Raw genomic sequence first — 24,644 nt, forward strand, 5'->3', positions numbered from 1 at the left:
CCGTTATCTGAAAGGAAACGCTTCATGAACCCAGTTTCTTCGCCATCCTCTCCCGTCATCGTCACCGGCGGCGCTTCAGGCATCGGACTTGCGTCCGCCAAGGCCCTGGCAGCCGTCGGGCGGCCGGTCGCGCTATGGGATATCGATGGCGATGGGGCCGCCGCTGCCGCCGCCTCTATCACCCAGACACATGGCATCGCCGCCATAGGCATCGGCATCGACCTGCGCGATCTGGACGGGATCGCTCCCGCACTGGCGGCGACGCGACAGGCGATGGGCGCACCGGGCGGCCTGGTCCATGCGGCGGGTATCGTCGATACAGACTCGATCGACGGGATGACGGCGCAAAGCTGGGACAGCGGCATCGCCATCCACCTGCGCGCGCTCGCTTTCGTCACCCAGGCCATCCGAGTCGATCTGGCGAGCCAGCCCGGCTCTGCCATCGTCGCCATCGCCTCGATAAACGCCACGTTGGGGAACGGCATCAACCCGATCTATAGCGCTGCCAAGGGCGGCATACTTTCGCTGGTCCGCTCGCTGGCCGACCGGCTCGCCATGGACGGCATCCGGATCAATGCGGTATCGCCCGGTCAAATTCTGACGCCGATGATGCGCCCGGCCGTCGACGCCCTGCCGGACGGCTATTTCGAGCGGCGCATCCTGCTCGGTCGTATTGGAGAGCCAGAGGAAGTCGCGCGGGTCGTCCGCTTCCTGCTGTCGGACGAGGCGAGCTATGTCACCGCGTCGGAAATCGTCGTGGACGGCGGCAACATCTCATCGCAGCGCGGGTGATGACGGCATGACAGCCCTTCCGATAGACCGCCGTCATTTTCTCTCCGGCGCACTGCTGACATCCTTTGCCGCGCTGGCGGGTTGCACGACGCCAGTCGCACGCGGGACAAGCGCCGCCATTCCCTTCCGCGCCGCCAACGTCATGCGGATCGCCGACAGCGATGACTATCATGTTGAATGGCAGGCGGAAGAGGTGCGACGCATCGCCATATATGTCAGCGACATGCCGTCTCCCATGCTCGTTGGACAGCCGGTAGCGCAAGGAAATGGTACGGGCAGCGCGACCATCCGTGGCCTCACGCCGGGCAGCCGGTCTTATTTCACCCTAGTTCCCGATCGCGGCGCACCGTTGGTCGTTGCGGATCGGGCGCTGCACATATCCGGCATCGCCAATCTGCGCGACATTGGCGGCTATCGCACTACAGATGGTCGCTGGGTGAAGATGGGGATGCTCTATCGCTCGGATCAGCTCGACCGGGTGAGCGATGCCGATATGGCCGCGCTCGAACGGCTAGGCCTGCGCATCGTCGTCGATCTACGGACGCAAAGCGAAAGGACGCGCGAACCCGACAGACTGCCGTCGGGCAGCCGCCCACTCATCCTGGACGTCGCTGCTGACGGCGACGGTTCGCTGGGCGGCGACATGCGCAAGGCGACCGCGGCGATTGCTGCGGGCAAGGGCGTGGAACTGTTGACCGCGGCCAATCGCGATTTCGTCGCTCTGGGCAGCGCACGCCAAGCCTATGCCGCGCTATTGCGCGAACTGGCGACGCCGCAAGCAATTCCCCTGCTCTATCATTGCACCGCGGGCAAGGATCGTACCGGCTGGGCGACGGCCGTCGTGCTGACCCTGCTCGGCGTGCCGCGCGACACCGTCATGGCCGATTATATGGCGAGCAACCGCTATCTGGAACGCAAGAATGCGAAGACGGTGAGCGCCCTTGCGCAATCGGGAAGCACGATCGATCCCGCCAGCCTGATGCCAGTGCTGACCGTGCGCACCGCCTATCTGCAGGCCGCGTTCGATGAGGTGGAGAAGCGACACGGTTCTTTCGACGCCTATCTGCGAGACGCCCTCGGCATGAATGATCATATCCTCAACAATCTACGCAAAACATACTTATGCTGATTATATCTCGTTAATTTGCGTTCTATTTATACATATTAATTTTTGGCCTAGTCCAAATGGACCATGCGCCTCCCACATGAACCGCTAGAATGTCGGCAACGGCAAAAAGCCGACATCCGGGAGAGATCATGAAAGCCATCGATTTTCGCGACAAGAGCGTGTTGATCACCGGTGGAGGATCGGGCATCGGCTTGGCCTGCGCCGAGAATTTCGCCGAGGCTGGCGCCCGGATCGCGATCGCTGAGGCAGACGAGATGCGTTGCGCCGAATTCGCCGCGCGTTTGCCACAGGCGCTGGTCGTCCATTGCGACATCACCAACCGCGCCGAACTGCGCATGCTTGGCGGTCAGGTACGGGACTGGGACGGCAAGCTGGACATACTGGTCAACAATGTCGGCCATTTCCTGCACACAAAGGCGTTCGAGGCATTGGAAGATGACGAGGTCGATGCGATCGTCGACATCAATTTCGGCCAGGTCGTGCGCGTCACCCGCACTATGCTGCCGCTGTTGCGGACAGCCGGGCCGGGGTCCAGCATCGTCAACATCACGTCGATCGAGGCGTTTCGCGGCATTCCCAATTGCGCCATCTATGGCGCCGCCAAAGCGGCTGTCACCGGCCTGACCCAGAGCCTCGCGCTGGAACTGGCGCCTGCCGGCATCCGCATCAACGCCGTCGCGCCCGAAACCACCGACACGCCGCAAGTGCCACTGGAGTATATGATCCCGCCACAGAACCGCACGCATATGGACAAATGGATTCCGCTGGGCCGTTTCGGCCGGCCACAGGACAGCGCGGATGCTGCACTCTATCTGGCCAGTCCCATGGCCGCCTGGATCACCGGCACCACCCTGCATGTCGATGGCGGCGCACGCGCGGCGGCCGGCTGGATGCAGACGCCCGAGGGGCAATGGACCGTCGTGCCGATGATCAGCGGCAACGGCATCGCAATGCCCGCCTGACACGGCCCATTTTTCAGGAGCAGATATGAAATTCTCCATCATCTACGAAGCGCAAATGGCTGACCCGTCCCCGGCGTCGGAAGTGCGCTGCTTCAACGAGATCGTCGAGCAGGTCATATTGGCCGAACGGCTCGGCTTCGACACCGTGTGGTGCGTCGAACATACCGCGCTGACCCAATATGCGCATATGTCGGCGCCCGAAACGGTGCTGGCCTATCTGGCCGGCCGGACCAGCCGGATCGGCATCGGCCATGGCGTCGTGTGCCTTCCGCCCGCCATGAACCATCCGGTGAAGGTGGCCGAACGGATCGCGACGCTCGACATATTGTCGGGCGGGCGGGTGCATTTCGGCATGGGCAAGGGCGGCACCCAGCAGGAGGCCGGCACCTTCGGCTATGACCTGGCCGAACTGCAACCGATGATCGACGAGTCCATGTATCTGATCCCCAAGATCATGACGCAGGACGAGATCGAACATGACGGCACCCACATCAAAATCCCGCGCCGTCCGATCCATCCCAAGCCGCTGCAAAAGCCGCATCCGCCGCTCTATTATGCCTGCACCCGTGAAGCCACGCTGGAACTAGCCGGCAAGCGCGGCATCGGCGCGCTGGTCCTGGGCTTTTCCGGGCCGGAGGAAATCGCGCGCAAAAATGCCATCTATCGCGAGAATTTCCGCACTCGGAAGGCGGAGGATCAGGTCGGCATCGTCCCCACCGAGCATCTCGCCGCCTTCTGCGCCGCCTGCGTTCTGGACGATCGCGAGGAGGCGCGAAGGATCGGCCTGCGGGGCCAGCGCTTCTTCGCCGAAGCCATCGCCCACTGGTATCAGGGCGGTCCCAAGCCCAGCGTCGCTGACTTGTCCGCCGAAGAACAGGCCGATGCGCTGCAGCAGGGCAAGGACGCCGTCGTCGCCTATCTGTCGGAGGAACATATTCCCGTCGGCGACGAGCATGTCAGCAATTATGCCGTGGCGCAGGATGCCTATGGCAATGCCGATGATTGCATCCGCTATGTGACGCGCCTGCAGGAAGCGGGCGCAGACGAGATATTGTTCCTGTTCCAGATGGGCACGGTGCCACACGCGGCGATATTGGAGACGATCCGCAATATCGGCGCCAAGGTCATCCCGCATTTCCGTGCGCAGTCGGCACAGGAAGCCGCAGAATGAGCCGCGCACCCTTCAATGACAAGGTCGCGATCGTCACCGGCGGCGGATCGGGCATCGGCCGTGCGGCCAGCCAGCGGCTGGCGGTGGAAGGCGCGCAGGTCGTGGTGGCCGACATCGATCTGCCAGGGGCCGAGCGCACCGTGGAACTGATCGCGGCGCGCGGTGGTCAGGCCGTCGCCATCTGCGCCGACATCGCCAGCCAACAGGATAATCGGGCAATATTCGATCTGGCCGAAGAACGTTTCGGCGGCATCGACGCGGCGTTCCTGAATGCGGGTATGATACAGCCCTATGGTCCGCTGGAGGCACTGGCGCTCGAAACCTTCGACCGAATCATCGCCGTCAATCTGCGCGGCACCTATCTGGGCGTGCAGCAGGCGCGCGCGCGGTTGCGGCCGGGCGGCAGTTGCGTCGTCACAGCATCGCTATCCGGCGTCATCGGCTTTGCCGAAGGCCCCGCCTATGCCGTGTCCAAACATGGGCTGGTCGGGCTGGTGCGGTCTGCGGCCTCCGCCTTTGCCGAGCGAGGCACACGGATCAACGCCATCTGCCCCGGCATGGTGCTGACAGGCATGACCGGCACTGTCGGGCTGGAAGCGATCGATGATCCCGATGAGGTAGCCGATCCCGCCTATCGCGGCGCGCTAAGCGCGCAGCAGATCGCGGAAGTTGCGCTGCTCCTGCTGAGCCGCCGATCGGCCGGGATCAACGGGCAGGCGCAGAATATCGACGCGGCCCTGCTCTCCGCCTTTCCGCCGCTCGCGGACATGCTCTGAAGCATGGCTGACGCCCTTTCCCTGATGATCGACCAAAATCTGCTGCGGCAGGCAGCGGACCTCTATGCCATCGGGGCGGACCGGCGCGACAAGGCGCTGTGGCGGCAGGTGCTGGCGGAAGAGTGCGTGATCGAAGGGCCAGGCTTCATCACCCAGGGTCGGGACGCCTGCCTCCAGTCGATCGATGCACTCGACCATATGTATCGCGCTACCCGCCATGCCGTGCAACAGCAGGTCGTGGCCATCGACGAGGATGCCGCCGTCGGCGAAACCTATTGCGCCGCCAGCCATCTGCTGCGCGATCGCGACGCCATTCTGGTCTGGGCGATCCGCTATCAGGATGCGTGGCGGCGCGATGACGAAGGATGGCGCTTCACCCGGCGCAGCCTGTTGCTCGACTGGACCGAAACACGTCCGGTCAACGCCGGAACCTCCATAAACCTGTTCAAGGATATGACGCTATGAAGCTATTGGTGATCGGCGGTACAGGCGCGCTGGGCGGCCATGCTGCGATCCACATGGCCGCCCAGGGCCATGATGTCACGGTCGCAGGCCGCAACGCGCCGCTCGCATCGACCCCGATGGCGGCGATGCCCTTCCTGCAGGGCGACTATGTCGCGGGCGATTTCACGCCGGACCGGCTCGCAGGGTTCGACTGGGTGATTTTCGCCGCCGGGAACGACCCGCGTCATGTGCCGCAGGGCGGGGATTTCGACGCCTTCCTGCTGAAGGCCAATCATGAGGCAGTCCCCGCGCTGTTCGCCGCATGCCGGGATGCCGGGGTCACCCGTGCCATCCAGCTCGGCAGCTTCTATCCGCAAGCCGCGCCGGAACTGCTGGCGGACAATAGCTATATCCGTTCCCGTCTAGCTGCCTGCGAAGGCGCACGCGCGCAGGGGCGGCCGGGTTTCGACGTCATCAGCGTGAACGCGCCCTTCATGGTCGGCACGGTGCCCGGCCTGCCCAGCGCCATCTTCGCACCCTATATGCAATGGGCCGAGGGGCATATTCCAATCGAGCCTTATGCGCCGACCGGCGGCACCAATTTCATGTCCTATCGATCGCTGTCGCAAGCCCTGGAAGGCGCATTGCTCCGTGGCGAGCCGGGCAAAGCCTATCTGGTGGGCGACGAGACCATGTCCTTCCGTGCCTATTTCCAGCTCTTCTTCGACGCGGCAGGCCGATCCGTCCAGGTCGAAGAGCGGGACGCGGAACTGCCGCTGCTGCCCGACGTCGCTATCCCGCAAGGGCGGGGCAACTGGATCGACTATGCGCCGAACGCCGTTGAGGTCGCCTTGCTCGGCTATCGCCGCAACGACATCGCTGCCGCCGTCCGCGAGATTGCGGACCAGTTCGGTCAGGTGCGCGCCTGACGCTCGCAGGAACAAGAACACATCGGACGGGGAAGGAACTGTAAAGTGACCATGAAGTTGCGCTATTTTCTGCTGGGCGGCGTCGCCCTCATCTTCGCGGCCGGGCCGGCCATAGCGCAGAGCGAAGCGGCAGACACCAGTACGAGCGGCATCGCCGACATCGTCGTGACCGCGCAAAAGCGGGCGGAAAATCTGCAATCCACGCCGATCGCGGTGACTGCCCTCAACGCAGACATGATCCGCGACAAGGGCATCGCTTCTGCCGCCGACCTGACAGCGGTGGCGCCCAGCCTGTCGGTGACGACATCGCCCGCCTCCTCCACCAACATGCAATTGTTCATCCGCGGCGTCGGCGACATCGATCCCATCCTGACGTCGGACAGCCCGGTCGGCATCTATGTCGATGGCATCATCCTGGGCCGTGCCGCAGGCAGCGCGTTCGACATTCTCGACCTGGAACGGATCGAAGTGCTGCGCGGGCCGCAGGGTACGCTTTATGGTCGCAACACGATCGGCGGCGCCGTCAACCTCATCACCGCCAAGCCTGCCGACGACTTCCACGCCTCGATCGACGGATCGGCGGGCAATTACGGCTATTACAGCCTCAAGACCTCGGTCGACAGCGGCAATATCGCCAATAGCGGCCTCAAGGCACGGCTGACCTATCTGCACAAGGAACGCGACGGTTATGTCGACGACGTCAATGCGCCCGACAATCGCGATCCGGGCGCCTATGTACTCGACGCGGTCCGCGGCGCGGTCCAGTTCGAATCTGGCGCGCTGAAGCTCGATTATGGGTTCGACTGGTCGAAGCGCGAAAGCTATGCGCCGGCTTTCCAGCTGACCGTGATCCGGCCCGACGTCCTGGCCTATCTTCAGGCATCATCCGCTTTTGGCGGCAGCGCGCCCGTATTTTCGCCCGATCGACTGGACAGCATCCCCCTCAACCAGGGGAAGATGACCGATCGCGTGATCGGCCACACGCTGACGGCGGAACTGGATCTGGGCGGGGTGACCGTGCGATCGCTCACCGGCTTCCGACGCTGGACGAACCGGAACGCACGCGACGATCTGGACGGTAATTCGGGTCTGGTCGGCTTCACCGTCGGCCCGGAAATTCTGGCTCCGCCCTTCAGCTTCAATCCGCTGGGCGTCACCCCGATCGACCTGTTCAGCACCCAGAACCATCGGCGCCAGCATCAATTCTCGCAGGAAATCAACCTGCTCGGGGACATTGACGATCGGTTCGAATATGTGTTGGGCGGCTATTATTTCCACGAACATTCGTCCGAATATAATCCGCAAAACTTCCTGCTGATCCTCCCGTCGCCCGTGCCCATTCCACTAACGCCCACCGTGTCGCTCAACAGCTTCGGCGTGCAGCTTTCGTCGCTGACCGATTATGACCATTATAACAAGTCGGCGGCGGCCTTCGCGCAGGGCAGCTACAAGCTGACCGACACGCTGAGCGTGACGGGCGGCATTCGCTATACCCATGACAAGAAGCATCTGGTGCAGCGCGCGCCACAGGTCCGCGAACTGGATGCCAGTTTCAGCCGCTTCAACTATGCCGCAAGCATCAACTGGCAGGCGACACCCTCTATGCTGGTCTATGCCCGCACCGCATCCGGCTACAAGGCAGGTGGCTTCAACGCCCGCTCGATCAATTCCGGCTTCGACCCGGAATCGCTGACCTCCTATGAAGCGGGCATCAAGTCCGACTGGCTCGACCGGCGCCTGCGCCTGAACCTGACTGGCTTCTATGCCAGCCATTCCGACTTGCAGCTTCAGCAGTTCCAGGCCGGAACCAGCGGCGCGTCCAGCATCACCGTCAATGCGGGCAAGGCGCGCTATTGGGGGATCGAGGCAGAACTTACGGTCAAGCCCATCGATACCCTCACATTGGGCGCCAATTTGGGCTACACCAACCGCAAATATAAGCAGTTCCTGATCCTCGATCCCACGACCAACCAGATCGTGGACGTGAAGGATAGCGCACGCTTCTTGGTCGGCGCGACGACGACGGTCAGCGCCTATGCGCAATGGGATGTCGCGGAATTATCGTTCGGGCGGCTGTCAGTCCGGGGCGACTATGATTATCGGACGAAAATCTATTATCACCCAACGACCGTCGGGACGCCCTATAATGACGATATCGCCGGCGCGCCGCGCCATCTGGTCAATGGCAGAATCTCCCTGACAAACATTGATCTCAACGGTGCGAAAGCGGAGTTGGCCTTCTGGGGCAAGAATATCTTCAACGAAAAATATCGGCTCTACGGCATCGACTTCGGCAGCCTTGGCTATGCCGGCAATACCTATGGAGAGCCCACCAGCTATGGCGTGGATTTCCGCGTGAAGCTGTGACGCGGCTGGGCTGATCGGCAGATCGGCCCCGGACCGGCATGAACGTCATCGCGCAGCGGCGAACTACGCGCCGCTGCGCGATTTCACATAGAATATGCGTCGCTCAAAAACTTTCCGCGCCGAGCGCCATGATGGACGTTTCGCCCGCCGCGATGCTGGCCGCCAGGCTGTGCGCCTGGGGCAGCATCCGCTGCGCGAAGAAATCGGCGACGATACGCTTGCCGATATGGAGGGGATCGTCACCCTGTGCCGCCGCGGCCATGCGCGTCCACATCCACCCCATGGATACAAGCGCAAACAGCCGCAGATAATCGACTGCCGCCGCACCAGCCGCATCTCCATTCGCGTCCTGCAACGACGCCGTGGCGGTGCGCAGCAGGGCGAGTGCCGCCCGCGTCTTGTCCGCCACATCGATGGTGCCGGCCGCATCCAGATCAGCCGCAACACACGCGAAATAGCCCTCGACCACGGCGCCGTCCGCAAGCGCCAGCTTGCGCCCGACCAGGTCCATAGCCTGCACACCGTTAGTGCCTTCATAAATTTGGGCAATGCGCGCATCGCGGACATATTGCTCCATGCCCCATTCGCGGATGTAGCCATGACCGCCGAACACCTGCTGTGCCTGCACCGCGCTTTCAAAACCGAAGTCCGTGAAAGCGGCCTTCACCACCGGCGTCAGCAGCGCGACCAGCGCGTCGGCCTTGGTCCGCTCTGCCGCATCGGGATGATGATGCGCCCGATCGAGTTGTAGCGCGGTCCAGCCGCCCAATGCCCGCCCGGCCTCGACAAAGGCGCGGATGTTGAGCAGCATCCGCCGCACATCGGCATGGTCGATGATCGCCACCGGCCCACGCGCACCATCGGCGCTGCGTCCCTGGAGCCGCTCCTTGGCGTAACCCGCGGCCTGCTGATAGGCCGCTCCAGCGACGCCCAGTCCTTGGATGCCGACCATCAGCCGCTCCGCGTTCATCATCGTGAACATGGCGGCTAGTCCCTTGTTCGGCGCGCCAACCAGCCAGCCGGTCGCCTCGTCATAATTCATCACGCAGGTCGGCTGGGCATGGATGCCCATCTTTTTTTCCAGCGCCCCGACCGACATCCCGTTGCGTATCGTGAATTCGCCATCCGCGTCGGGCAGATATTTAGGCACCAGAAACAGGCTGATTCCCTTCACCCCAGCCGGTGCATCGGGCAGGCGCGCGAGAACGAGGTGGACGATGTTGCCGCCAAAATCATGGTCGCCCGACGAAATGAAGATTTTCTGCCCGGTCACGGCAAAGCTGCCGTCGTCCTGCGGCACGGCTTTGGTCTTGAGCAGGGCCAGGTCCGTGCCAGCCCCACTTTCGGTCAGGGCCATGGCGCCGGTCCATTCGCCGCTCACCATTCGCGGCAGATAGGCGGTTTTCAGCGCATCGCTGGCATGGGCCGCAATCGCTTCGCAGGCGCCGCGGGTGAGGCCTGGAAACAGGCCAAAGGACAGATTCACCGCAGACAGCATTTCATCCAGCCACAACTGGAGGATGAAGGGCAGGCCCTGACCGCCATGGGCCGGATCGGCAGACATGGAGGCCCAGCCTGCGGCCACGAAATCGCGCCAGGCGTCAGCAAACCCGGTCGGCGTGACCACGTTGCCGTCGATAAGGCGGCTGCCTTCTTCATCGCCATGGCGATTGAGCGGGTGCAGCCGATCGGCGCACATGCGCCCCGCTTCCTCCAGCACCGCGACGGCCAGGTCGGCGTCGACTTCCTTGCCTGTCTCCGCCATCGCCGCATCAAAGCCCAGCACCTGCGTCAGCAGGAAGCGGTAATCGTCGATCGGGGGAACATAGCTCAACATCGGGCCTCTCCTCAAAGCGCAGCGCTGCAACTATACCAAACATGTGTTACAGTCAACGGCAGAGCGTTGTTTAGAGGGTCTGGTCATCCTGGAAGGCCTTATTCGCGCCGGAAGATCGCAACGATCTGAGCAGCAATCTCGCTGGGCGACAAACGTCCGTCGCGATACCAGTCCGATGCCGAATTGAGCTGCGACAACAACAGGTTGCGGTAGATCGAACGATCGATATGAGGGGGCAGCGGCAAGGACGTGACGAGCGACCGGAAAATCTCTTCGAACCGATCACGCCGCGCGATCAGCTGTTCGCGTACCGCATCGGGCACCTCGCGAAAATCGTTCATCATCGGCATCGTCAGCGAATCAGGCGCCAGCTGGATTTCCAGCAAGGCCGCGCAGGCCGCCGCCAATCTGGCCCACGGCTCGTCCTGCGCGCGAACAGCGTGGGCGATGCTGTTTTCGGCGGCATCCAGCGCCGCATTGTGCAGTTCGACGAACAGCGCGTCTTTAGACTTTATATGGTGGTAGAGCGAACCGCCCAACACGCCGGCCTGCTCGCCGATGTCGCGCATCGACGTTCCGCGATATCCCTTTTTAGCGAACAATTGCGCCGCGATTTCCAATATCTGACGGCGGCGCCCCGATCCTTCGTCGTTGGCCCCACTCGCTAGATCATATTTCTTCATCTCGACCCGCTAGCACATCTGTCCATAACGGCGAAGCCCCGGCAAAACCGATACGCCGGATCAGGACAGGATCGCTTCGAAGCGCCTGTCCCATAAAGGAGCCGCATCGAAATGCGCCTTCGTCACGTCGAAACGACGGAACAGGTGGGCGGCGGACTGCTGGTCGGCGATCGCCTTGTCGTCGATCGGCACCAGTCGAATCCTGTTCTTCTTCAGGCGGCGCCATTCCAGATAATAGTCGCGGTCGATGCCGGTGGCCTTGGCCAATATATCGGCCCATTGGTCGTCATGGCTTTCCATCCAGTCGATCGTGGCGCGGAAGCGCAGCCGCCGCCGCGGGTCAGGTGGCGGTCGCGCGTCGCTTCGCGCGGGTCGGGCTGGCCGTTGATCCTGGGATAGATCTGCACCGTGGCGAGGCCGGGACGGAAGGCGAAATCCTGGAAGAAATAATCGGCCCCTGCCAGCCGGCAGAGCCCAGCAAGGCGATCGTCAGCGCGTGGCGAAATGGTCGTGTCATGGTGCCCCCGATAATCTTGTGTCGAGGACCGGCTAGGCTAAGCCGTGAAAACCGGCCAACGAGAAGCGCTCATCGGCTCATGCGTTATGCTCAACCCTGTTGCAATCATCTTGCCGGTGATCAGTCATCGTCTAGGGGAAACGTCCGGCCGGGCTGATGCCTTGCGGCGGCGCGCAAGAATCCGATGGCCATTTGTATCCTTGGAACACATTTTTCTGGATGCAGGGTGGCATCATGGATAAAAGGAGACGGGACTGGTTCAAGCCGGTGACACAAAACAGGGAGAGAGATGATGCCGAGACTGCGGAAGCACATGACCTTATCGGCGTCTGCCATGGCGCTCGCCATGGCGCATACGGCGGTGGCGCAAGACAATGGCTCCGCCGACAACGGCTATAATGAAATCATCGTGACGGCGCAAAAGCGCGCGCAATCATTGCAGGATGTCAGCGTCGCGGTATCCGCCATTGGCGCCGACACGCTGGCCAATGCCGGGATCAGCAACCTGCAGGATATGCAGCAGCTGGTGCCATCTGTCACCTTCGGCAACGACTTTAACCAGGCAAAGGTCTTCATCCGCGGTGTAGGCGCCAATACGTCGACCACCGGCAGCAGCACCGGCGTCGCGCTCCATGTCGATGGCGCCTATGTCGCCCGCGCGGAAGCGCAACTGACCTCCCTCTTCGACGTCGAGCGCGTCGAGGTGCTGCGCGGCCCGCAGGGTAGCCTTTACGGCCGTAACGCCGTCGGTGGCTCGATCAATATCATCACGGCCAAGCCCACAGACAGGCTGAGCGGCTATGCACGCCTCAGCTACGGCAACTATCAGGCGCTCACGACGGAGGCCGCGGTTTCCGGCCCAGTCGCCGACTGGCTGCGCTTGCGCCTCGCAGCTAAGAGCGAAGTCCGCGATGGCTATGGCAAGGATCCGTTCAACAACTGGGACGTCGACGATCTCAATCGCAAGATGGTGCGCGGCCAGGCCCAAATCCTTTTTTCCGAAAAAGCGGACCTGCTGCTCTCGGCGGAATATTTCCGTCAGGACGATAATAGCGGCGCGGTCCATTATTATGGCGACGCCTTTCCGGGAGTCGCGCGCCTCGCGCCCCTTGGCCCGGCCGGCATTGCGACCAAACCACGCGACCTGGGCAGCGATGAGCCGCCCTCGGTCAACACCAAGAGCCAGTCCTATACCGCGACCTTCAACTGGGAATTCAGCGACGCCTTCTCCATTACCAATGTCGCAAATTACCGCGATTTCAAGACCCAGCTAATTCAGGATCTCGATATTTCAGCGGTAGTCAACCGGCTGCCGACCGCTACGACCGTGCAAACGCGGACGATCAATTCGAAGCAATGGAGCAACGAATTTCAGGTCAAATATGACAGCGACATCGTCAACGGCGTCGTCGGTCTCTATTATTTCGGCGAGCATCAGCGACCGCGCGACCAGGTCGGCCTGACGTCCTCCTATGGCATGGCCAGCAATATCGGCTTTCTCGCGACGCGACCGACCATCATCGACGGCAAGGTCGCGGCACCGGGTTCGATCGGCCTCGCCTATGCCGATTATCTGTGCGGCTTTTCCGATGGCGTTGCGCCTAACCGTGTGTGCCTGCGCTCGCGGCTCAATACCGAAGCCTGGGCAGCGTTCGGTCAGCTCAATTTCGACCTGGAAAAAGCGATCGGCCTCAATAATCTGACACTGAAACTGGGCGGCCGTTTCAGTCATGAAAAGGTATCGACCGCCAATATGTCGGTCGTCATGACCGCCAACGCCAATCCGGCCGTAGGGTCGGTGCTGGCCTACACCGATGCGCCTTACACCGAAGGCGGCACCTACCGGCAGAAGACGTTCAAGGATTTCACCCCGGAAATCGGCCTTAACTGGCAACCGAACGGCAATACGCTGCTTTATTATACCTATTCCGAAGGCTTCAAGGCCGGATCGGGCGAGAACGCCGCGGGCAGCTCGACGATCGTGAAACCGGAAAAGATGAAGAACCATGAAGTCGGCGCGAAACTCGACCTGTTCGATCGCATGTTGACCCTCAATCTCGCGGGCTATTGGTACAAGCTGAAGGATCTGCAGATCAACAAGACGATCGGCGGCGGCCCTACCGGCTACACGACGATCTTCGAAAATGCCGCGAGGACCGAAGCGAAAGGTGTCGAGATCGAGTGGATGCTGCGGCCGATGCATCGGGTCCGCCTATCGGGTGGCCTGTCCTATACAGATAGTAAATATAAGGATTTTCTGACGCTCGATCCGCTGGATCCGCGCAATGTCTCACAGCCGGGGCAGCCGGCCTATAACCCCGTCACCAACCCCGACCCCACTGCTTTTGGTGCGCCCTGCGTCGACGGCAGCGCGAATGTCGGCGGGTGCCAGATACAGTTGGCGGGCAACCGCACGCGCAACTCACCGAAATGGTCCTATAATGTTCATGGTGAACTGGATCTTGTCGATCATAGCGACATGGGCACGGTCACTCTGTCGGGCGACATGTCGGGCAAGAGCACCATCTATTTCACCGAATTCAATCGTCTGAGCGAGGGCGCCAAGGCCTTCACGCTGTTCGACGCGGCGTTGCGCTGGACCTCCAACAAGGAGGACGTCACGGCGTCGTTGTGGATCAAGAATATCGCGGACACGCTTCGGGCCAGTTCCACCTTCGCGATCTCCACCGGGCGCGTCATCGGCGCCACCTGGCTGCCGCCGCGGACCTACGGATTCACGCTCGGCTACCGCTACTGAGAGTATCTGCCGCCTGGCGAACGACTTTCAAGGCGGCGCGATGATTGGCCGGATGCTTGCCGTAGCAAGTGGCGATGCCACAGAACGGCTTGATCCGGCTGAACCTCGGCTCTGGGAAGGAGGATCGGTCCGTATGGCCGATCCGTTGCCGTTCGTGATTGCGCTGAAGCGATCAATTGTTCAGTTACGAAAGGATGATGAAACCGACCCCAGCACGCCGCATCATGCGCCATGGCCTTCGATCGGCCCGCAGACATCCAGTCGCAACCCTGCTGGCGGCGCTGATATTTTCGAGTGTCGCGCTGAGCGGAGCGCTCTGGGTCTGTGCGGACTCATCCTGCTCGCCGGAATGGCAACTGGCTTTGCAGGATTATGATTGCGACGGTCGCGCTGCGATCGGCCCGGGGAATGACACACGGATCAACCTGCTGCTCCTGATGCAAAGTCTTCGGCCTGGGCAGGTCCAGCCCGCAAGCGCGGTGACGGAGATCGACAATCCACAGTTCGGGCAAATCTTCATGTCATGGCCGGGTATGCGGGCTGCGTTTTGGCCGCGACCCGCGCCAGCCAGCAACGAAAGCGCCAGCCAGGCGGCGGACGCAACGCCGGGCTGCGGCGCGTCGTCGGATGCGATCCTGGCCTTTGCCGCAGCGCTGAACGCCGAGCCGGGTCTGCCGGCTGGGGATCGCGGCGCGCTGGCTCGTCTGCGCACGAAAACGGGATGTAGTGACGCGACATGGGATACGCCAATCTCCAGCAAGCCGGGCCGCGAGTATCTTGCCTATCTCAAGGCTGCCGACGCGTTCCACCGGAACGATTGGTCCGCCGCCAGAGAAGGCTTTGCTGCCCTGACCCGCGTGCGCAGCCGATGGGTTGCCGAAACTGCTCAATATATGCCGATACGTATCGGCCTGCGGGCGGCCATATCGAGCGCGGTCACCGAATATGGGGATTTTGCCGGCCCCGACAAAGCTGATCGCATCGCCATAGGCGAAGCGCGGGACAGCATTGCAGCCTATCTGAAGGCCTATCCCAAGGGACGCTATGCAGCGTCGGCGCGAGGGCTGATGCGCCGGGTTGCATGGCTGGGCGGCGACATGGCGGCGCTGGCCCAGAGCTATGAGACACTCCTCGCCGCCACGCCCGGAAACGATGAAGCCGCTGCCGATCTGGCCGAGGAAATCGACATCAAGCTGCTGGAGCGGTCGGATGCGGGCGCGATTATCGACGGGCAGCGAAACCTGCCGCTTCTGCTCGCCGTGTCCGACCTCAAGCGGATGCGCAGGCCGGCGGATGACGCCGCCGGACTGTCCGCCGCCGACCTCGCGGCACAAAAAGACCAGTTTGCGGCGCATGGCGATCTATACGGACTGCTCCAGGCCAGCCGCAGCTATTATGCGGGAGAAGACTCAACGGCGATCCTGACCCTGCTGCCAGACGCGGCTCGCGCAAGCCGCTTCACGCCGATCACCTTCAGCCGTCAGATGCTGCGCGGCATGGCACTCGCCAAGTCGCGCGATCCCAATGAAGTGGGGTTCTGGCGCGACTTGTTAGGCGGAGCCAGTCCGCGCTATGAGCGGCCTCTGGTCGAAATGGGCCTCGCCATACGCTGGCAGCGCGACGGACGGGTAGCGCAGATTTTTGCACCCGGTTCGCCCGTCACTGACACGAGCATCCGCTCGATCCTGCTGCAAAGCCTGGCGACACCCACCATCCTGCGGGACAGCGCGCAGGACGTCGCCCGGCCCGCACGCGAACGGGACATCGCCCGCTTCACCTTGCTGTACAAGGATTTGAACAAGGGCGCTTACGCTGATTTTGCCAAGGATCTGGCGCTGCTCCCCGCCAATGCCGACAGCGCCGCGGGGCTATGGGATTTCACGCAGCAGGATAGCATTCCCGCCGGCCTGTTCCGCACGGGCAAATGGTCGGATGGCTTCCCATGCCCGGCTGTCGCCCAAACCGCAGCGACGCTCACGCGCACGCCCGCCGATGCCAAGGCGCGGCTATGCCTGGGCGACTTCTATCGGTTGAACGGCTTCGACGGCTTCAGCCTGTTCAACCCTGGCGAGAATGCCATGGCTCTGGGCAACGGGCCAGATGGCTTTCCCGGCCGCCCCGTGTCGCGATCCGATATCTATGCCGCGATTATCGCCGACAAAAAGGCAGCACCGGAGAACCGCGCCTATGCCCTGTATCGCGCAGTGATGTGCTACGCGCCGTCGGGCTACAGCAATTGTGGCGGTCCTCACCGCAATTATGACGAGATGGATGCGGCACAAGCGCCCAAAGGTGACCGCAAGGCGTGGTTCACAGAGTTGAAGCAGCGTTATCCGAACAGTCAGTGGGCCAAGGCCCTGCGCTATTATTGGTGATGATCCGGTCGGCAGGCTGGCGGATGGCGCTGCTGGTGGCCATGATGCTGGGCGGTTGCCAGCGTCAGGCGGCGAATGACGCAACCACCGTTAACCCGGCGGCCTATGACGCCTTTTACCTCTGGCCAGGCGTCCATCCCGACAAGACTTTGCAGCCGAAGACGGTCTATCTGCTCGACGGAGAAGTGCGCCGCGGTGGACTGTCCCGTCTGGAGCGGCTGCGCATGGGCGTTCCCCGCCTTTCCGGCAAGACGGTCTGGCTGGTGGTCCGGGCGGATCGGCTCGACTGGAACGAAACCACCTACGCGGCCATTTTTGACGATCTCAACCGCTGGCGAGAGGCAGGCAATCGCGTCGCGGGCCTCCAGATCGATTTCGATGCCGCCACGCGGGGCATCGACACATATGAGACTTTCCTGCGCGACCTGCGCCAGCGCCTGCCGCGTTCTTGGCGACTGTCGATTACGGGGCTGATGGACTGGAGCGCGCATGGCGATCCGCAAGCGCTGGCAGGCCTCGCCCGCATCATTGATGAAGTGGTGATACAGACCTATCAGGGACGCACGACGATTGCAGGCTACGAAGATTATTTTCGACGGATGGATGGCTTTCCCATTCCCTTCCGGGTCGCGATTGTCGAAGGTGGACAATGGGTTGCGCCATCGATGCTTGCCACACAGCCCCAATTTCGCGGCTATGTGGTGTTCCTGCTGTCGCCGGCCCGATCTGCCGAATAAGGAAGACCCGTCAGCATGCTCGTTTCCAATCCCAGAGCATGTCCGATTTGACCTTTTACGGCCATACTCACGCCCGCAAGACCTTGTGCGCTGCGCCGCCTAGCCGTTCAGAAAGTCCCAGACCTTCGAGATGACGACCGACCCCTCGCCAACCGAAGACGCCACACGCTTGACCGAGTCAGAACGGACATCGCCGACCGCAAAAATGCCCGGGCAGGAGGTGGCATAGGGCGAGCCGGCATCCACCGCGTCGCCCGTCATGACGAAGCCCTTGTCATCCAGGGTGACAAGTCCTGTCAGCCACTGCGTATTGGGGGCGGCGCCGACCATGACGAACATGGCGCAGACCGGCATGGTGCGGGGGGCGGCGCCCTCCTTCTGGATCGTCACCCCGTCGAGCGCCTGCGATCCATGCAGTGCGACAATATGGGTTTGATATTCGATGCTGATCTTGGGGTCGGCCTCCAGGCGGCTCGACAGATAATGGGACATGGATGTGGCGAGCGACGTACCCCGGACCAAGAGGCGGACATGATCGGCCGAGCGGCTGAGGTACATGGCCGCCTGCCCCGCGGAATTGCCGCCGCCTATGACGATCGCCTCAGCGCCGCTGCAATAGCGCGCTTCATTCTCGGTGGCCGCATAATAGATTCCGGCACCTTCAAACTCCGCAAAACGGGCGATGGGAAGGCGTCGATATTGTACTCCGGTCGCCACGACGACCGCCCCCGCCCGCACCTGATGCCCATTGTCGAATGTCGCGCAGAATTGGCCGCTGTCCAGCCGTTCCAAGCGTTCGACCCGGCGGGGCATGACGAATCGCGTGCCGAACTTCATCGCCTGGACTTCGCCCCGCCATAGAAGGTCGGCGCCGGAAATGCCGGTCGGAAAGCCCATATAATTTTCGATCCGGCTCGATGTACCCGCCTGGCCGCCGATCGCGATATCCTCGACGACGAGGGCATTCAGCCCTTCCGCGCCGGCATAGACACCCGCCGCGACACCTGCCGGACCGCCGCCGACGATCAGCACGTCGAACGCCTCACATTGGGCAACATCCCGATTAAGGCCCAGCAGTTCCGCCACCTTGTGCGGCGTAGGCTGTGCGATCACCCGATCGCGGCCGAAGATCACCGCGGGCTGGCCGATCGCTATGGCGCAACTCCTTGCAACCCGTTCCGCTTCCGGTGACCCGATGGCATGGGACGCGAAAGGCAGGCGGTTGCGGCTGGCAAATTCGGCAATGCAGCGAATATCGCGGTCGTCTTCCTCACCGATCAGCACCAGCGTGCCGTCCCGATTATCGAGCTGGCGCCGTCGCCGGGCCGACAGGACCGTGATGATGATATCGGACATCTCCGGCATCTCGGCCATCAGCCGCAACATGGCGGCACGCGGCACCTCGATCACCTGCGTATCGCGCACGGCCCGCATCGGCATCGTCCAGACGCCGCCGCTCAGGAAGGATATCTCTGCCATGAATTGCGCCGGACCAAGAGTGGACGAGCCGTAACGCGCGCCCGTAAAGGCATCGACAACCTCGATCTCGCCATCCTCAACATAGACGAAGCAATCGACCGGATCGCCGGGCTGGACGATATAACTGTCCGCCGGGTAGGTTGCCGGCGCGCCAGCCGCGCGCAGGGCTTCGACATGATCGTCGGCCAGCGGCACGCGCTGCATCTCATTAAGGTCGCGGCCGATGGTTTCCATCAGGCGAACAGCGCTGCGCGCACAGGCGCCAGGCCTGTCGATATGGGCAATTGGCTACGCAGGTCGGATCTCCTGGCAAAGGTTCATCCACGAAGCAGACTATCATCCACGATCCCGGTGCCTGCAACCGGCAAATCATCACGCCTTGCTCGGTTGCGGATTTTGAGGAGAATGCGGTCGGTCAGAATGTCTTTCGGTGGCGACGCGCATATTGGGGATTTGGATACCGGCCCGACCCGGATACTCGGCGACCGGGGCTGAATATCGGGCGGTCGATCGCTGCTCCGGGCGGGTCGGCGTGCAGCATAATGCTGGCGGTCAAGGCCGCGGCGATGGGCGCCTTGTCCTGCGCAACGGCAGGCGAGAGCGGCGAGATGATCGCTGCGAACAACGACATGGACCGTATCGCGCGCTTTTTCATCCGGGCCTCTCCCTCTCGGTTTTCAGACTTTCCGGAGCGGCTCCACGATCGCCGCTATGTCGCGATGCCCCTCGCCGGCAGCGGCCGCCTCTACGAAACATTGCCTTGCGGCCTGGGCCATGGCGGAGATGATGCCGACATCGGCGAGCGCTTGCGCAGCGTAGCCCAGATCCTTGGCCATCAACGGGACGAGGAAATGCGGCGCATAGTCGCGGTCGAGCATCCGGCGACCCACGCCTTTCACCATCGGACTGCCAGGGGCGCCATCGGTGAGGATGGCCATCGCCTGTTCGATGTCCAGTCCGCGTTTTTCCAACAGAGCGATGGCTTCGGCCAGGCTGGCCGCTTGAACGCCGCACAGGAAGTTGTTGGCGAGCTTCACCGTCGCGGCGCTGCCGACCGGGCCGAGATGGACGATCGCACTGCCCATGGCCTCGAAAACCGGGCGGGCATCTGCCAGCGTCGCTGGGTCGCCACCGACCAGAAAGCGCAAGGCGCCTTGCGCCGCCTGATCGCGACTGCCGGTGACGGGGGCTTCGAGGAAACGGACGCCGTACTTTGCCGCAAGATCGGCCAGTGTCGTCACCCATACATCAGTTAACGTACTGGAATCGATAGCTATTGAATCACGACCCATCGCCGCGAGCGCACCGTGCGCACCGGTCCATACAATATCTGACACGCTGTCGTCGGCGAGCATGGCGATGACGATGGCCGCACCCGCCGCTGCATCGGCGGGCGTGGTCGCGATCCTTGCGCCAGCTTCGCCCAGCGCCGCCGCCTTGTCGGGGCTGCGGTTCCAGACCGCCACATCGAAGCCCGCCCCCAGCAATTGCCGCGCCATGCCCCCGCCCATCAGACCCAAGCCGAGAACGGCCACTTTCCTGTTCATCATCCGATCACCTTGAAGCGCGAGAGAGCGGCCTCGTCGATGGCGAGACCCAGACCGGGGAGGTTGTCGTCCAGATCGAGATGGCCGTCCACCGCCTGTGGCTCGCCCTTGAAGATATACCAGAAGAGTTCGTTGCCGACCTCCACATCGACCATCGGGAAATATTCGGCGATGGGGCTGTTCAGGCTGGCCATCACGACATGATAATTGTGCATCTGCCCGGCATGGGGGACGACGGGGATGGAATAGGCCTCAGCCAGCGCCTGAATCTTGCGGGCGGCGGTGATGCCGCCCACGCGGTTGGTGTCGAACTGGAAATAGTCGAGCGCCTTGGCCTCGATCATCTGGCGGAAGCCGTAGCTGGTGAACTCATGTTCGCCCGCCGCGATCGGCGTCGTGCCGAAGCGGCGCAGTTCATGATAGCCGTTGATGTCGTCTGGGATGACCGCCTCCTCCAGCCAGCGCAGGTTGAAGGGCTCGATCAGGCGCATCATGCGTTTGGCATAGTCCAGGCTCCAGCCCATATAGGCGTCCGCCATGATGTCGATTTCGTCGCCCACGGTTTCGCGCACGGTGCGGATCAATTCCACGTTGCGCGCCATGCCCGCGGCCCCGTCGATCGGCCCCCAGCCGAAGCGCAGCTTCATCGCCTTATAACCTTGCGCCTTGTAGGCGGCGGCTTCCTGCGCCAGCTCATTCAGCGGGATCGAATAGAGGCGGCTGGCATAGACCGGGATCTTCGCCTTGGTCCGGCCACCCAGCAGGCGAAACACGGGTTGTTTGGCAGCCTTGCCCATCAAGTCCCAGATCGCGATGTCGAGCGCGGAGATCGCGACCAGCGCCACGCCCTTGCGCCCGAACGCCATGGTCTTGCGATACATGTGCTGCCACAGGAACTCGCTGTCCCACGGGTTCTGGCCAATCAGCAGGGGGCTGAGATACTGGTCGATCATCTGCTTGGTGACGAGCGGCGCGAGCGCGGCGTTGCCGATGCCGACCAGCCCTGCGTCCGTAAAGATTTCCACGATCAGCCAGCCATGGAAGGTGAAGGTGCCCATCGTCTCGGGCGACAGCATCGGCGAGACGATATCCATCGGGTTCGTGCAGAAATGCGGTGGCAGCGGCACGGTCTCGCCTTCCCACTGGACGACGCGGGTGCGGATTTCGGTGATTTTCAAGGAACGGCCTTTCGCATGAAGGTGAGACGTGAAATGCGGGGAATGGCGAGGCAGATCAGCGCGAAGGCGATCAGATGCAGGGTCGCCGCGACGGTCAGCACCGGCGTGTAGCCAAGCCCGGCGTCGAGCGCCCAGCCGGCCGCCTGCCCCATGAAGATGCCGCCGAACGCGCCACCCAGGCCGACGAGGCCCGCAAGGCGGCCGAGCGCGTTGCGTGGGGCGAGATCGGTCGGCAGGGTCATGACCAGCGTCGACCAGCTTTGCTGCCCGAAGAAGGCGAGGCTGAAGATCGCGATGATCGCCGCGATCGACCCGGTCGTGGGGGCGAGCATGACCCAGGGCATACAGGTGGCGCTAAGCCCCAGGGCGATCTTGCGCGCGGCATTGACTGACCGGCCCGAGGAGAGGAGGCGGCTGGACAGCCAGCCGCCGCACAGACTGCCCACGCCGGAGGCGGCATAGGGTATCCAGCCGATCGTCGCGGCCTGTTTCAGGTCGAAGCCATGCGCTTCGAACAGATATTTGGGCAGCCAGAAGAGGTAGAAATACCAGGCCCCGTCGCTCAGAAATTTGGCGGCGACCAGACCCCGCACTTCCCGGCGCGATAGCAGCATCGCGATGGTGGGCGCGGGGCCCTCCGCGTCGCGCGTGTCTGTGTCCAGAGGCGGTGGCGTGCGATAGGTTGCAAACCACCAGAGCGCCCAGGCGAGGCCGAAGCCGCCAGTGATGAAGAAGACCCAGCGCCAGCTCGACAGGCCGAACCAGTCGCCATAGGCCAATATGCCTGCGATCAGCGGCGGGGCAATCACCGCGCCGACCGCGGTCCCGGCATTGACCAGCCCCATGGCGGCAGCGCGACGCTGCGCCGGAAACCATTCGGCGATGGCGCGGGTCGCCGCCGGAAAGCCGCCGCCTTCGCCCACCCCCAGCAGCAACCGGCTGACCACCAGCGCTGCGATGCCGCCCGCCAACCCATGGCTGGCGCAGGCGAGCGACCAGAAGATCATGATCGCCAGAAAGCCCCGGCGCGTCCCCACCCGATCGAGCAGCCAGCCGCCGCCCAGATACATGAGGCCATAGGTGGCGAGGAAGGCGGAATCGAGGACGGCCTTGGTCTGGTTGCCGATCGGAATGTCGGCCTCGATATATTTGATCGCCCAGGGCAGCGTCTGCCGATCGAGATAGCTGATGGCGATGGCGACGGTAATCATCGCCGCAATCGCCCAGCGCCCCCGATGGGCCGTCGCCCGTCTTTGTGTCATGGCCTCCATTTCTTGCCCTTACTGACCGTCGAGGACGATCAGCGCGACGCCCTGACGCGGCAGACGCAGGTCGATGCTGGCGCCGCCGCGCTGACCCGTCGCGACGGGCAGCGTTTCCGCGTGCATGACCGAAGCGGCCTCCAGTTGCTTATACTGGTCCTGATTGGGCGATTGGGGCGAACCCATCTTTTGCCAGGCCGAAAAGGCGTTGGCATGGTCGCCATCGACCCGCCACAGCTTGGCCTGCGCTGGCTTGCCCTTGATCCCGTTCAGGCTGAGCCGGATCTGGGCGTCCGGCCCGGCGACATCGTCGTCATGATAATGCCAGACGAGCAGCGCGACCTTGCCATCGGCGGTGCGGGTGGCGATGGAGCCGATATCGGCATCCCCCCGCACCCCATTCTTCATCAGCGCATCAAGCGGCACCTGCGCGCTGTTCGTGGTCGCCAGTTTCGTTTCGCCCAGTTGCGCGAACAGGCGGAAGACGTTGAGCACCGGCAGATCGACGCCGTTGGTCGATAGCTGGCGATAGCCCGCGAACCAGGGCTGGTCCTCGAACTCGAAGGACCAGGATACGACGCCTTCCAGATTGACCTTCCGCCTTTCGGCCAGTTCCCAGATGCGCGCGAAGCTGGCGGCGGTGTAACTGCTATACATGGTGCCGTTGCGATAGGCGTTGGCCGGCCCCGGACAGGCGGCGCACCCTTCAGGGTCGCTCTCGCCGATCACGACCGGCTTGCCGGCGAGCGAGGGGATCGACAGGACTTTCGTAAAGCCGCCATCGGTTTCGCGCAAATGGGTGGCGATGCCCATGCGGACATGACCATCAACGAAGGTCGGCTTTCCCTTGGCGTGGAAGGACAGGAAGTCCGTCGGCGTGCCGGTTTCACCGGTCGCATAATTCTTGCCGGAGGAAACGTGCTTCAGGAAGCCGTCCATGAAGGCGCCGCCCGGCCCCGCGACGTCCGGTCCACCGACGCGCGCGGTGGGCAGCGCCTTGCGCACGGCGGCGATGGCATAGTCGTGCAGCTTGTAGAATTCTTCGGGACTGCCGGTCCAGTAGAAGGGCGAGTTCGGCTCGTTCCAGACCTCGAAATACCATTTCTCGACTTCGGCCCGGCCATAACGCTCGATATTGTGCAGCGTCCATTGATGGATCAGTTCGGCCCATTTCTCATAATCTTTGGGCGGATAGGTCCAGCCCGTGGCGATCAGATTATAGGCGAAGCCGGGACGCCAGCTATGGCGGTAGGGTGTACCCGCCGGGGCGTTGGCCATCGCTTCGGGGGTGAAGCCGATCTGGAGATAGGGGCGGATGCCCTCCGCCAGATAGGCGTCGATGATGCCGTCGACGATCGCCCAGTTATAGACCGGCTTGCCATCCGTCGTCTCGGTATAGGCGTTGGTGCTGCCCCATTTGAAGGCGGCGGTGCCATCGCCGCTGCTCAGAAGATTATGGGCGCGGAAATAGACCTGCCCCTTTTTCAGTTCGCCCAGTTCGACCAGCAATTTGCGGCCATCCTTCATGGTCGCATAATTGGGTTCGTCCGCGCCGAAGAAGCGCCAGACGGGCGGCAGCTTGCCCACGGCTTTGCCCGCGTCCACGCTGATCGCGACCTGTCTTGCTTCCTGCGCCCCGGCGCCCTGCGGCAGCGCCATCAGCACGGATAGCGAAGCGATCACCTTGGAAATCGTCATATG

Annotated in this window: 21 protein-coding genes; 12 read left to right on the top strand and 9 right to left on the bottom strand. The window is 62.9% G+C overall.

Annotated features, from left to right (window positions below):
* Positions 1–24 precede the first annotated feature (24 nt).
* The 8 genes from K9B33_RS12315 to K9B33_RS12350 all read left to right on the top strand — a co-directional run bounded on the left by K9B33_RS12315 (position 25) and on the right by K9B33_RS12350 (position 8,570).
* Positions 25–792, top strand: coding sequence for an SDR family NAD(P)-dependent oxidoreductase (locus K9B33_RS12315; RefSeq protein WP_224549108.1), 768 nt, complete (start codon positions 25–27; stop codon positions 790–792).
* A 7-nt stretch (positions 793–799) separates the two neighbouring features.
* Positions 800–1,921 (top strand): tyrosine-protein phosphatase, encoded by a 1,122-nt coding sequence (locus K9B33_RS12320; RefSeq protein WP_224549109.1) that lies wholly within the window; start codon positions 800–802, stop codon positions 1,919–1,921.
* A gap of 128 nt (positions 1,922–2,049) precedes the next feature.
* A complete protein-coding gene (locus K9B33_RS12325; RefSeq protein ID WP_224549111.1) occupies positions 2,050–2,883 on the top strand; it encodes an SDR family NAD(P)-dependent oxidoreductase in 834 nt (277 codons plus the stop codon).
* A gap of 25 nt (positions 2,884–2,908) precedes the next feature.
* A complete protein-coding gene (locus tag K9B33_RS12330; protein ID WP_224549113.1) occupies positions 2,909–4,054 on the top strand; it encodes an LLM class flavin-dependent oxidoreductase in 1,146 nt (381 codons plus the stop codon).
* The gene (locus tag K9B33_RS12335; RefSeq protein WP_224549115.1) at positions 4,051–4,830 is read left to right on the top strand and encodes an SDR family NAD(P)-dependent oxidoreductase; all 780 of its coding nucleotides are present in this window, start codon (positions 4,051–4,053) and stop codon (positions 4,828–4,830) included. Before K9B33_RS12330 ends, K9B33_RS12335 begins: the two co-directional genes overlap by 4 nt.
* A gap of 3 nt (positions 4,831–4,833) precedes the next feature.
* On the top strand, positions 4,834–5,295 hold the full coding sequence (locus K9B33_RS12340) for a nuclear transport factor 2 family protein (protein WP_224549116.1): 462 nt from the start codon (positions 4,834–4,836) through the stop codon (positions 5,293–5,295).
* Complete coding sequence (locus K9B33_RS12345) at positions 5,292–6,203, top strand: NAD-dependent epimerase/dehydratase family protein (protein ID WP_224549118.1); 912 nt, start codon at positions 5,292–5,294, stop codon at positions 6,201–6,203. Before K9B33_RS12340 ends, K9B33_RS12345 begins: the two co-directional genes overlap by 4 nt.
* A 51-nt stretch (positions 6,204–6,254) precedes the next feature.
* Positions 6,255–8,570 carry a TonB-dependent receptor gene (locus K9B33_RS12350; RefSeq protein WP_224549171.1) on the top strand — a complete coding sequence of 772 codons (2,316 nt, stop codon included), beginning with the start codon at positions 6,255–6,257 and terminating at the stop codon, positions 8,568–8,570.
* A 103-nt stretch (positions 8,571–8,673) separates the two neighbouring features.
* On the opposite strand, the gene K9B33_RS12355 is transcribed toward K9B33_RS12350, so the two are convergent.
* The 3 genes from K9B33_RS12355 to K9B33_RS12365 form a co-directional block, all read right to left on the bottom strand.
* Entirely contained in the window at positions 8,674–10,407 is a 1,734-nt protein-coding gene (locus K9B33_RS12355) for an acyl-CoA dehydrogenase family protein (protein ID WP_224549119.1), read from the bottom strand.
* Positions 10,408–10,505: 98 nt separating this feature from the next.
* Entirely contained in the window at positions 10,506–11,090 is a 585-nt protein-coding gene (locus tag K9B33_RS12360; RefSeq protein ID WP_224549120.1) for a TetR/AcrR family transcriptional regulator, read from the bottom strand.
* A gap of 60 nt (positions 11,091–11,150) precedes the next feature.
* Positions 11,151–11,390, bottom strand: a complete 240-nt coding sequence (locus K9B33_RS12365; RefSeq protein ID WP_224549122.1) for a hypothetical protein — start codon at positions 11,388–11,390, stop codon at positions 11,151–11,153.
* 530 nt (positions 11,391–11,920) lie between these two features.
* Here K9B33_RS12365 and K9B33_RS12370 point away from each other — a divergent pair.
* The 4 genes from K9B33_RS12370 (at position 11,921) to K9B33_RS12385 (ending at position 17,477) form a co-directional block, all read left to right on the top strand.
* A complete protein-coding gene (locus K9B33_RS12370) occupies positions 11,921–14,365 on the top strand; it encodes a TonB-dependent receptor (protein ID WP_224549124.1) in 2,445 nt (814 codons plus the stop codon).
* A 40-nt stretch (positions 14,366–14,405) separates the two neighbouring features.
* A complete protein-coding gene (locus tag K9B33_RS12375; protein ID WP_224549126.1) occupies positions 14,406–14,741 on the top strand; it encodes a hypothetical protein in 336 nt (111 codons plus the stop codon).
* A 157-nt stretch (positions 14,742–14,898) separates the two neighbouring features.
* Complete coding sequence (locus tag K9B33_RS12380; RefSeq protein ID WP_224549128.1) at positions 14,899–16,740, top strand: hypothetical protein; 1,842 nt, start codon at positions 14,899–14,901, stop codon at positions 16,738–16,740.
* A 23-nt stretch (positions 16,741–16,763) separates the two neighbouring features.
* Entirely contained in the window at positions 16,764–17,477 is a 714-nt protein-coding gene (locus tag K9B33_RS12385) for a DUF3142 domain-containing protein (protein WP_224549129.1), read from the top strand.
* Between the two features lie 99 nt (positions 17,478–17,576).
* On the opposite strand, the gene K9B33_RS12390 is transcribed toward K9B33_RS12385, so the two are convergent.
* From K9B33_RS12390 to K9B33_RS12415, 6 genes are all read right to left on the bottom strand, one after another.
* Complete coding sequence (locus K9B33_RS12390) at positions 17,577–19,190, bottom strand: FAD-dependent oxidoreductase (RefSeq protein ID WP_224549130.1); 1,614 nt, start codon at positions 19,188–19,190, stop codon at positions 17,577–17,579.
* 181 nt (positions 19,191–19,371) lie between these two features.
* Entirely contained in the window at positions 19,372–19,611 is a 240-nt protein-coding gene (locus K9B33_RS12395) for a hypothetical protein (protein ID WP_224549131.1), read from the bottom strand.
* A gap of 22 nt (positions 19,612–19,633) precedes the next feature.
* On the bottom strand, positions 19,634–20,506 hold the full coding sequence (locus K9B33_RS12400) for an NAD(P)-dependent oxidoreductase (protein ID WP_224549132.1): 873 nt from the start codon (positions 20,504–20,506) through the stop codon (positions 19,634–19,636).
* On the bottom strand, positions 20,503–21,681 hold the full coding sequence (locus tag K9B33_RS12405; protein ID WP_224549133.1) for an L-rhamnonate dehydratase: 1,179 nt from the start codon (positions 21,679–21,681) through the stop codon (positions 20,503–20,505). The genes K9B33_RS12400 and K9B33_RS12405 overlap by 4 nt, the downstream gene beginning before the upstream one ends.
* Entirely contained in the window at positions 21,678–22,943 is a 1,266-nt protein-coding gene (locus K9B33_RS12410; RefSeq protein ID WP_224549134.1) for an MFS transporter, read from the bottom strand. Before K9B33_RS12410 ends, K9B33_RS12405 begins: the two co-directional genes overlap by 4 nt.
* An 18-nt stretch (positions 22,944–22,961) precedes the next feature.
* The gene (locus K9B33_RS12415) at positions 22,962–24,641 is read right to left on the bottom strand and encodes a GH39 family glycosyl hydrolase (protein WP_224549135.1); all 1,680 of its coding nucleotides are present in this window, start codon (positions 24,639–24,641) and stop codon (positions 22,962–22,964) included.
* Between the last annotated feature and the right edge of the window lie 3 nt (positions 24,642–24,644).

It is taken from the genome of Sphingobium sp. 3R8, from assembly GCF_020166615.1.
GTDB lineage: Bacteria > Pseudomonadota > Alphaproteobacteria > Sphingomonadales > Sphingomonadaceae > Sphingobium > Sphingobium bisphenolicum.

Bases quoted from the DNA above. Each gene is read 5' to 3' on its own strand.
- K9B33_RS12315 (WP_224549108.1), top strand. From the start codon at position 25: ATGAACCCAGTTTCTTCGCCATCCTCTCCCGTCATCGTCACCGGCGGC.
- K9B33_RS12320 (WP_224549109.1), top strand. From the start codon at position 800: ATGACAGCCCTTCCGATAGACCGCCGTCATTTTCTCTCCGGCGCACTG.
- K9B33_RS12325 (WP_224549111.1), top strand. From the start codon at position 2,050: ATGAAAGCCATCGATTTTCGCGACAAGAGCGTGTTGATCACCGGTGGA.
- K9B33_RS12330 (WP_224549113.1), top strand. From the start codon at position 2,909: ATGAAATTCTCCATCATCTACGAAGCGCAAATGGCTGACCCGTCCCCG.
- K9B33_RS12335 (WP_224549115.1), top strand. From the start codon at position 4,051: ATGAGCCGCGCACCCTTCAATGACAAGGTCGCGATCGTCACCGGCGGC.
- K9B33_RS12340 (WP_224549116.1), top strand. From the start codon at position 4,834: ATGGCTGACGCCCTTTCCCTGATGATCGACCAAAATCTGCTGCGGCAG.
- K9B33_RS12345 (WP_224549118.1), top strand. From the start codon at position 5,292: ATGAAGCTATTGGTGATCGGCGGTACAGGCGCGCTGGGCGGCCATGCT.
- K9B33_RS12350 (WP_224549171.1), top strand. From the start codon at position 6,255: ATGAAGTTGCGCTATTTTCTGCTGGGCGGCGTCGCCCTCATCTTCGCG.
- K9B33_RS12355 (WP_224549119.1), bottom strand. From the start codon at position 10,407: ATGTTGAGCTATGTTCCCCCGATCGACGATTACCGCTTCCTGCTGACG.
- K9B33_RS12360 (WP_224549120.1), bottom strand. From the start codon at position 11,090: ATGAAGAAATATGATCTAGCGAGTGGGGCCAACGACGAAGGATCGGGG.
- K9B33_RS12365 (WP_224549122.1), bottom strand. From the start codon at position 11,390: ATGGAAAGCCATGACGACCAATGGGCCGATATATTGGCCAAGGCCACC.
- K9B33_RS12370 (WP_224549124.1), top strand. From the start codon at position 11,921: ATGACCTTATCGGCGTCTGCCATGGCGCTCGCCATGGCGCATACGGCG.
- K9B33_RS12375 (WP_224549126.1), top strand. From the start codon at position 14,406: ATGATTGGCCGGATGCTTGCCGTAGCAAGTGGCGATGCCACAGAACGG.
- K9B33_RS12380 (WP_224549128.1), top strand. From the start codon at position 14,899: ATGCGGGCTGCGTTTTGGCCGCGACCCGCGCCAGCCAGCAACGAAAGC.
- K9B33_RS12385 (WP_224549129.1), top strand. From the start codon at position 16,764: ATGGCGCTGCTGGTGGCCATGATGCTGGGCGGTTGCCAGCGTCAGGCG.
- K9B33_RS12390 (WP_224549130.1), bottom strand. From the start codon at position 19,190: ATGGAAACCATCGGCCGCGACCTTAATGAGATGCAGCGCGTGCCGCTG.
- K9B33_RS12395 (WP_224549131.1), bottom strand. From the start codon at position 19,611: ATGAAAAAGCGCGCGATACGGTCCATGTCGTTGTTCGCAGCGATCATC.
- K9B33_RS12400 (WP_224549132.1), bottom strand. From the start codon at position 20,506: ATGATGAACAGGAAAGTGGCCGTTCTCGGCTTGGGTCTGATGGGCGGG.
- K9B33_RS12410 (WP_224549134.1), bottom strand. From the start codon at position 22,943: ATGACACAAAGACGGGCGACGGCCCATCGGGGGCGCTGGGCGATTGCG.
- K9B33_RS12415 (WP_224549135.1), bottom strand. From the start codon at position 24,641: ATGACGATTTCCAAGGTGATCGCTTCGCTATCCGTGCTGATGGCGCTG.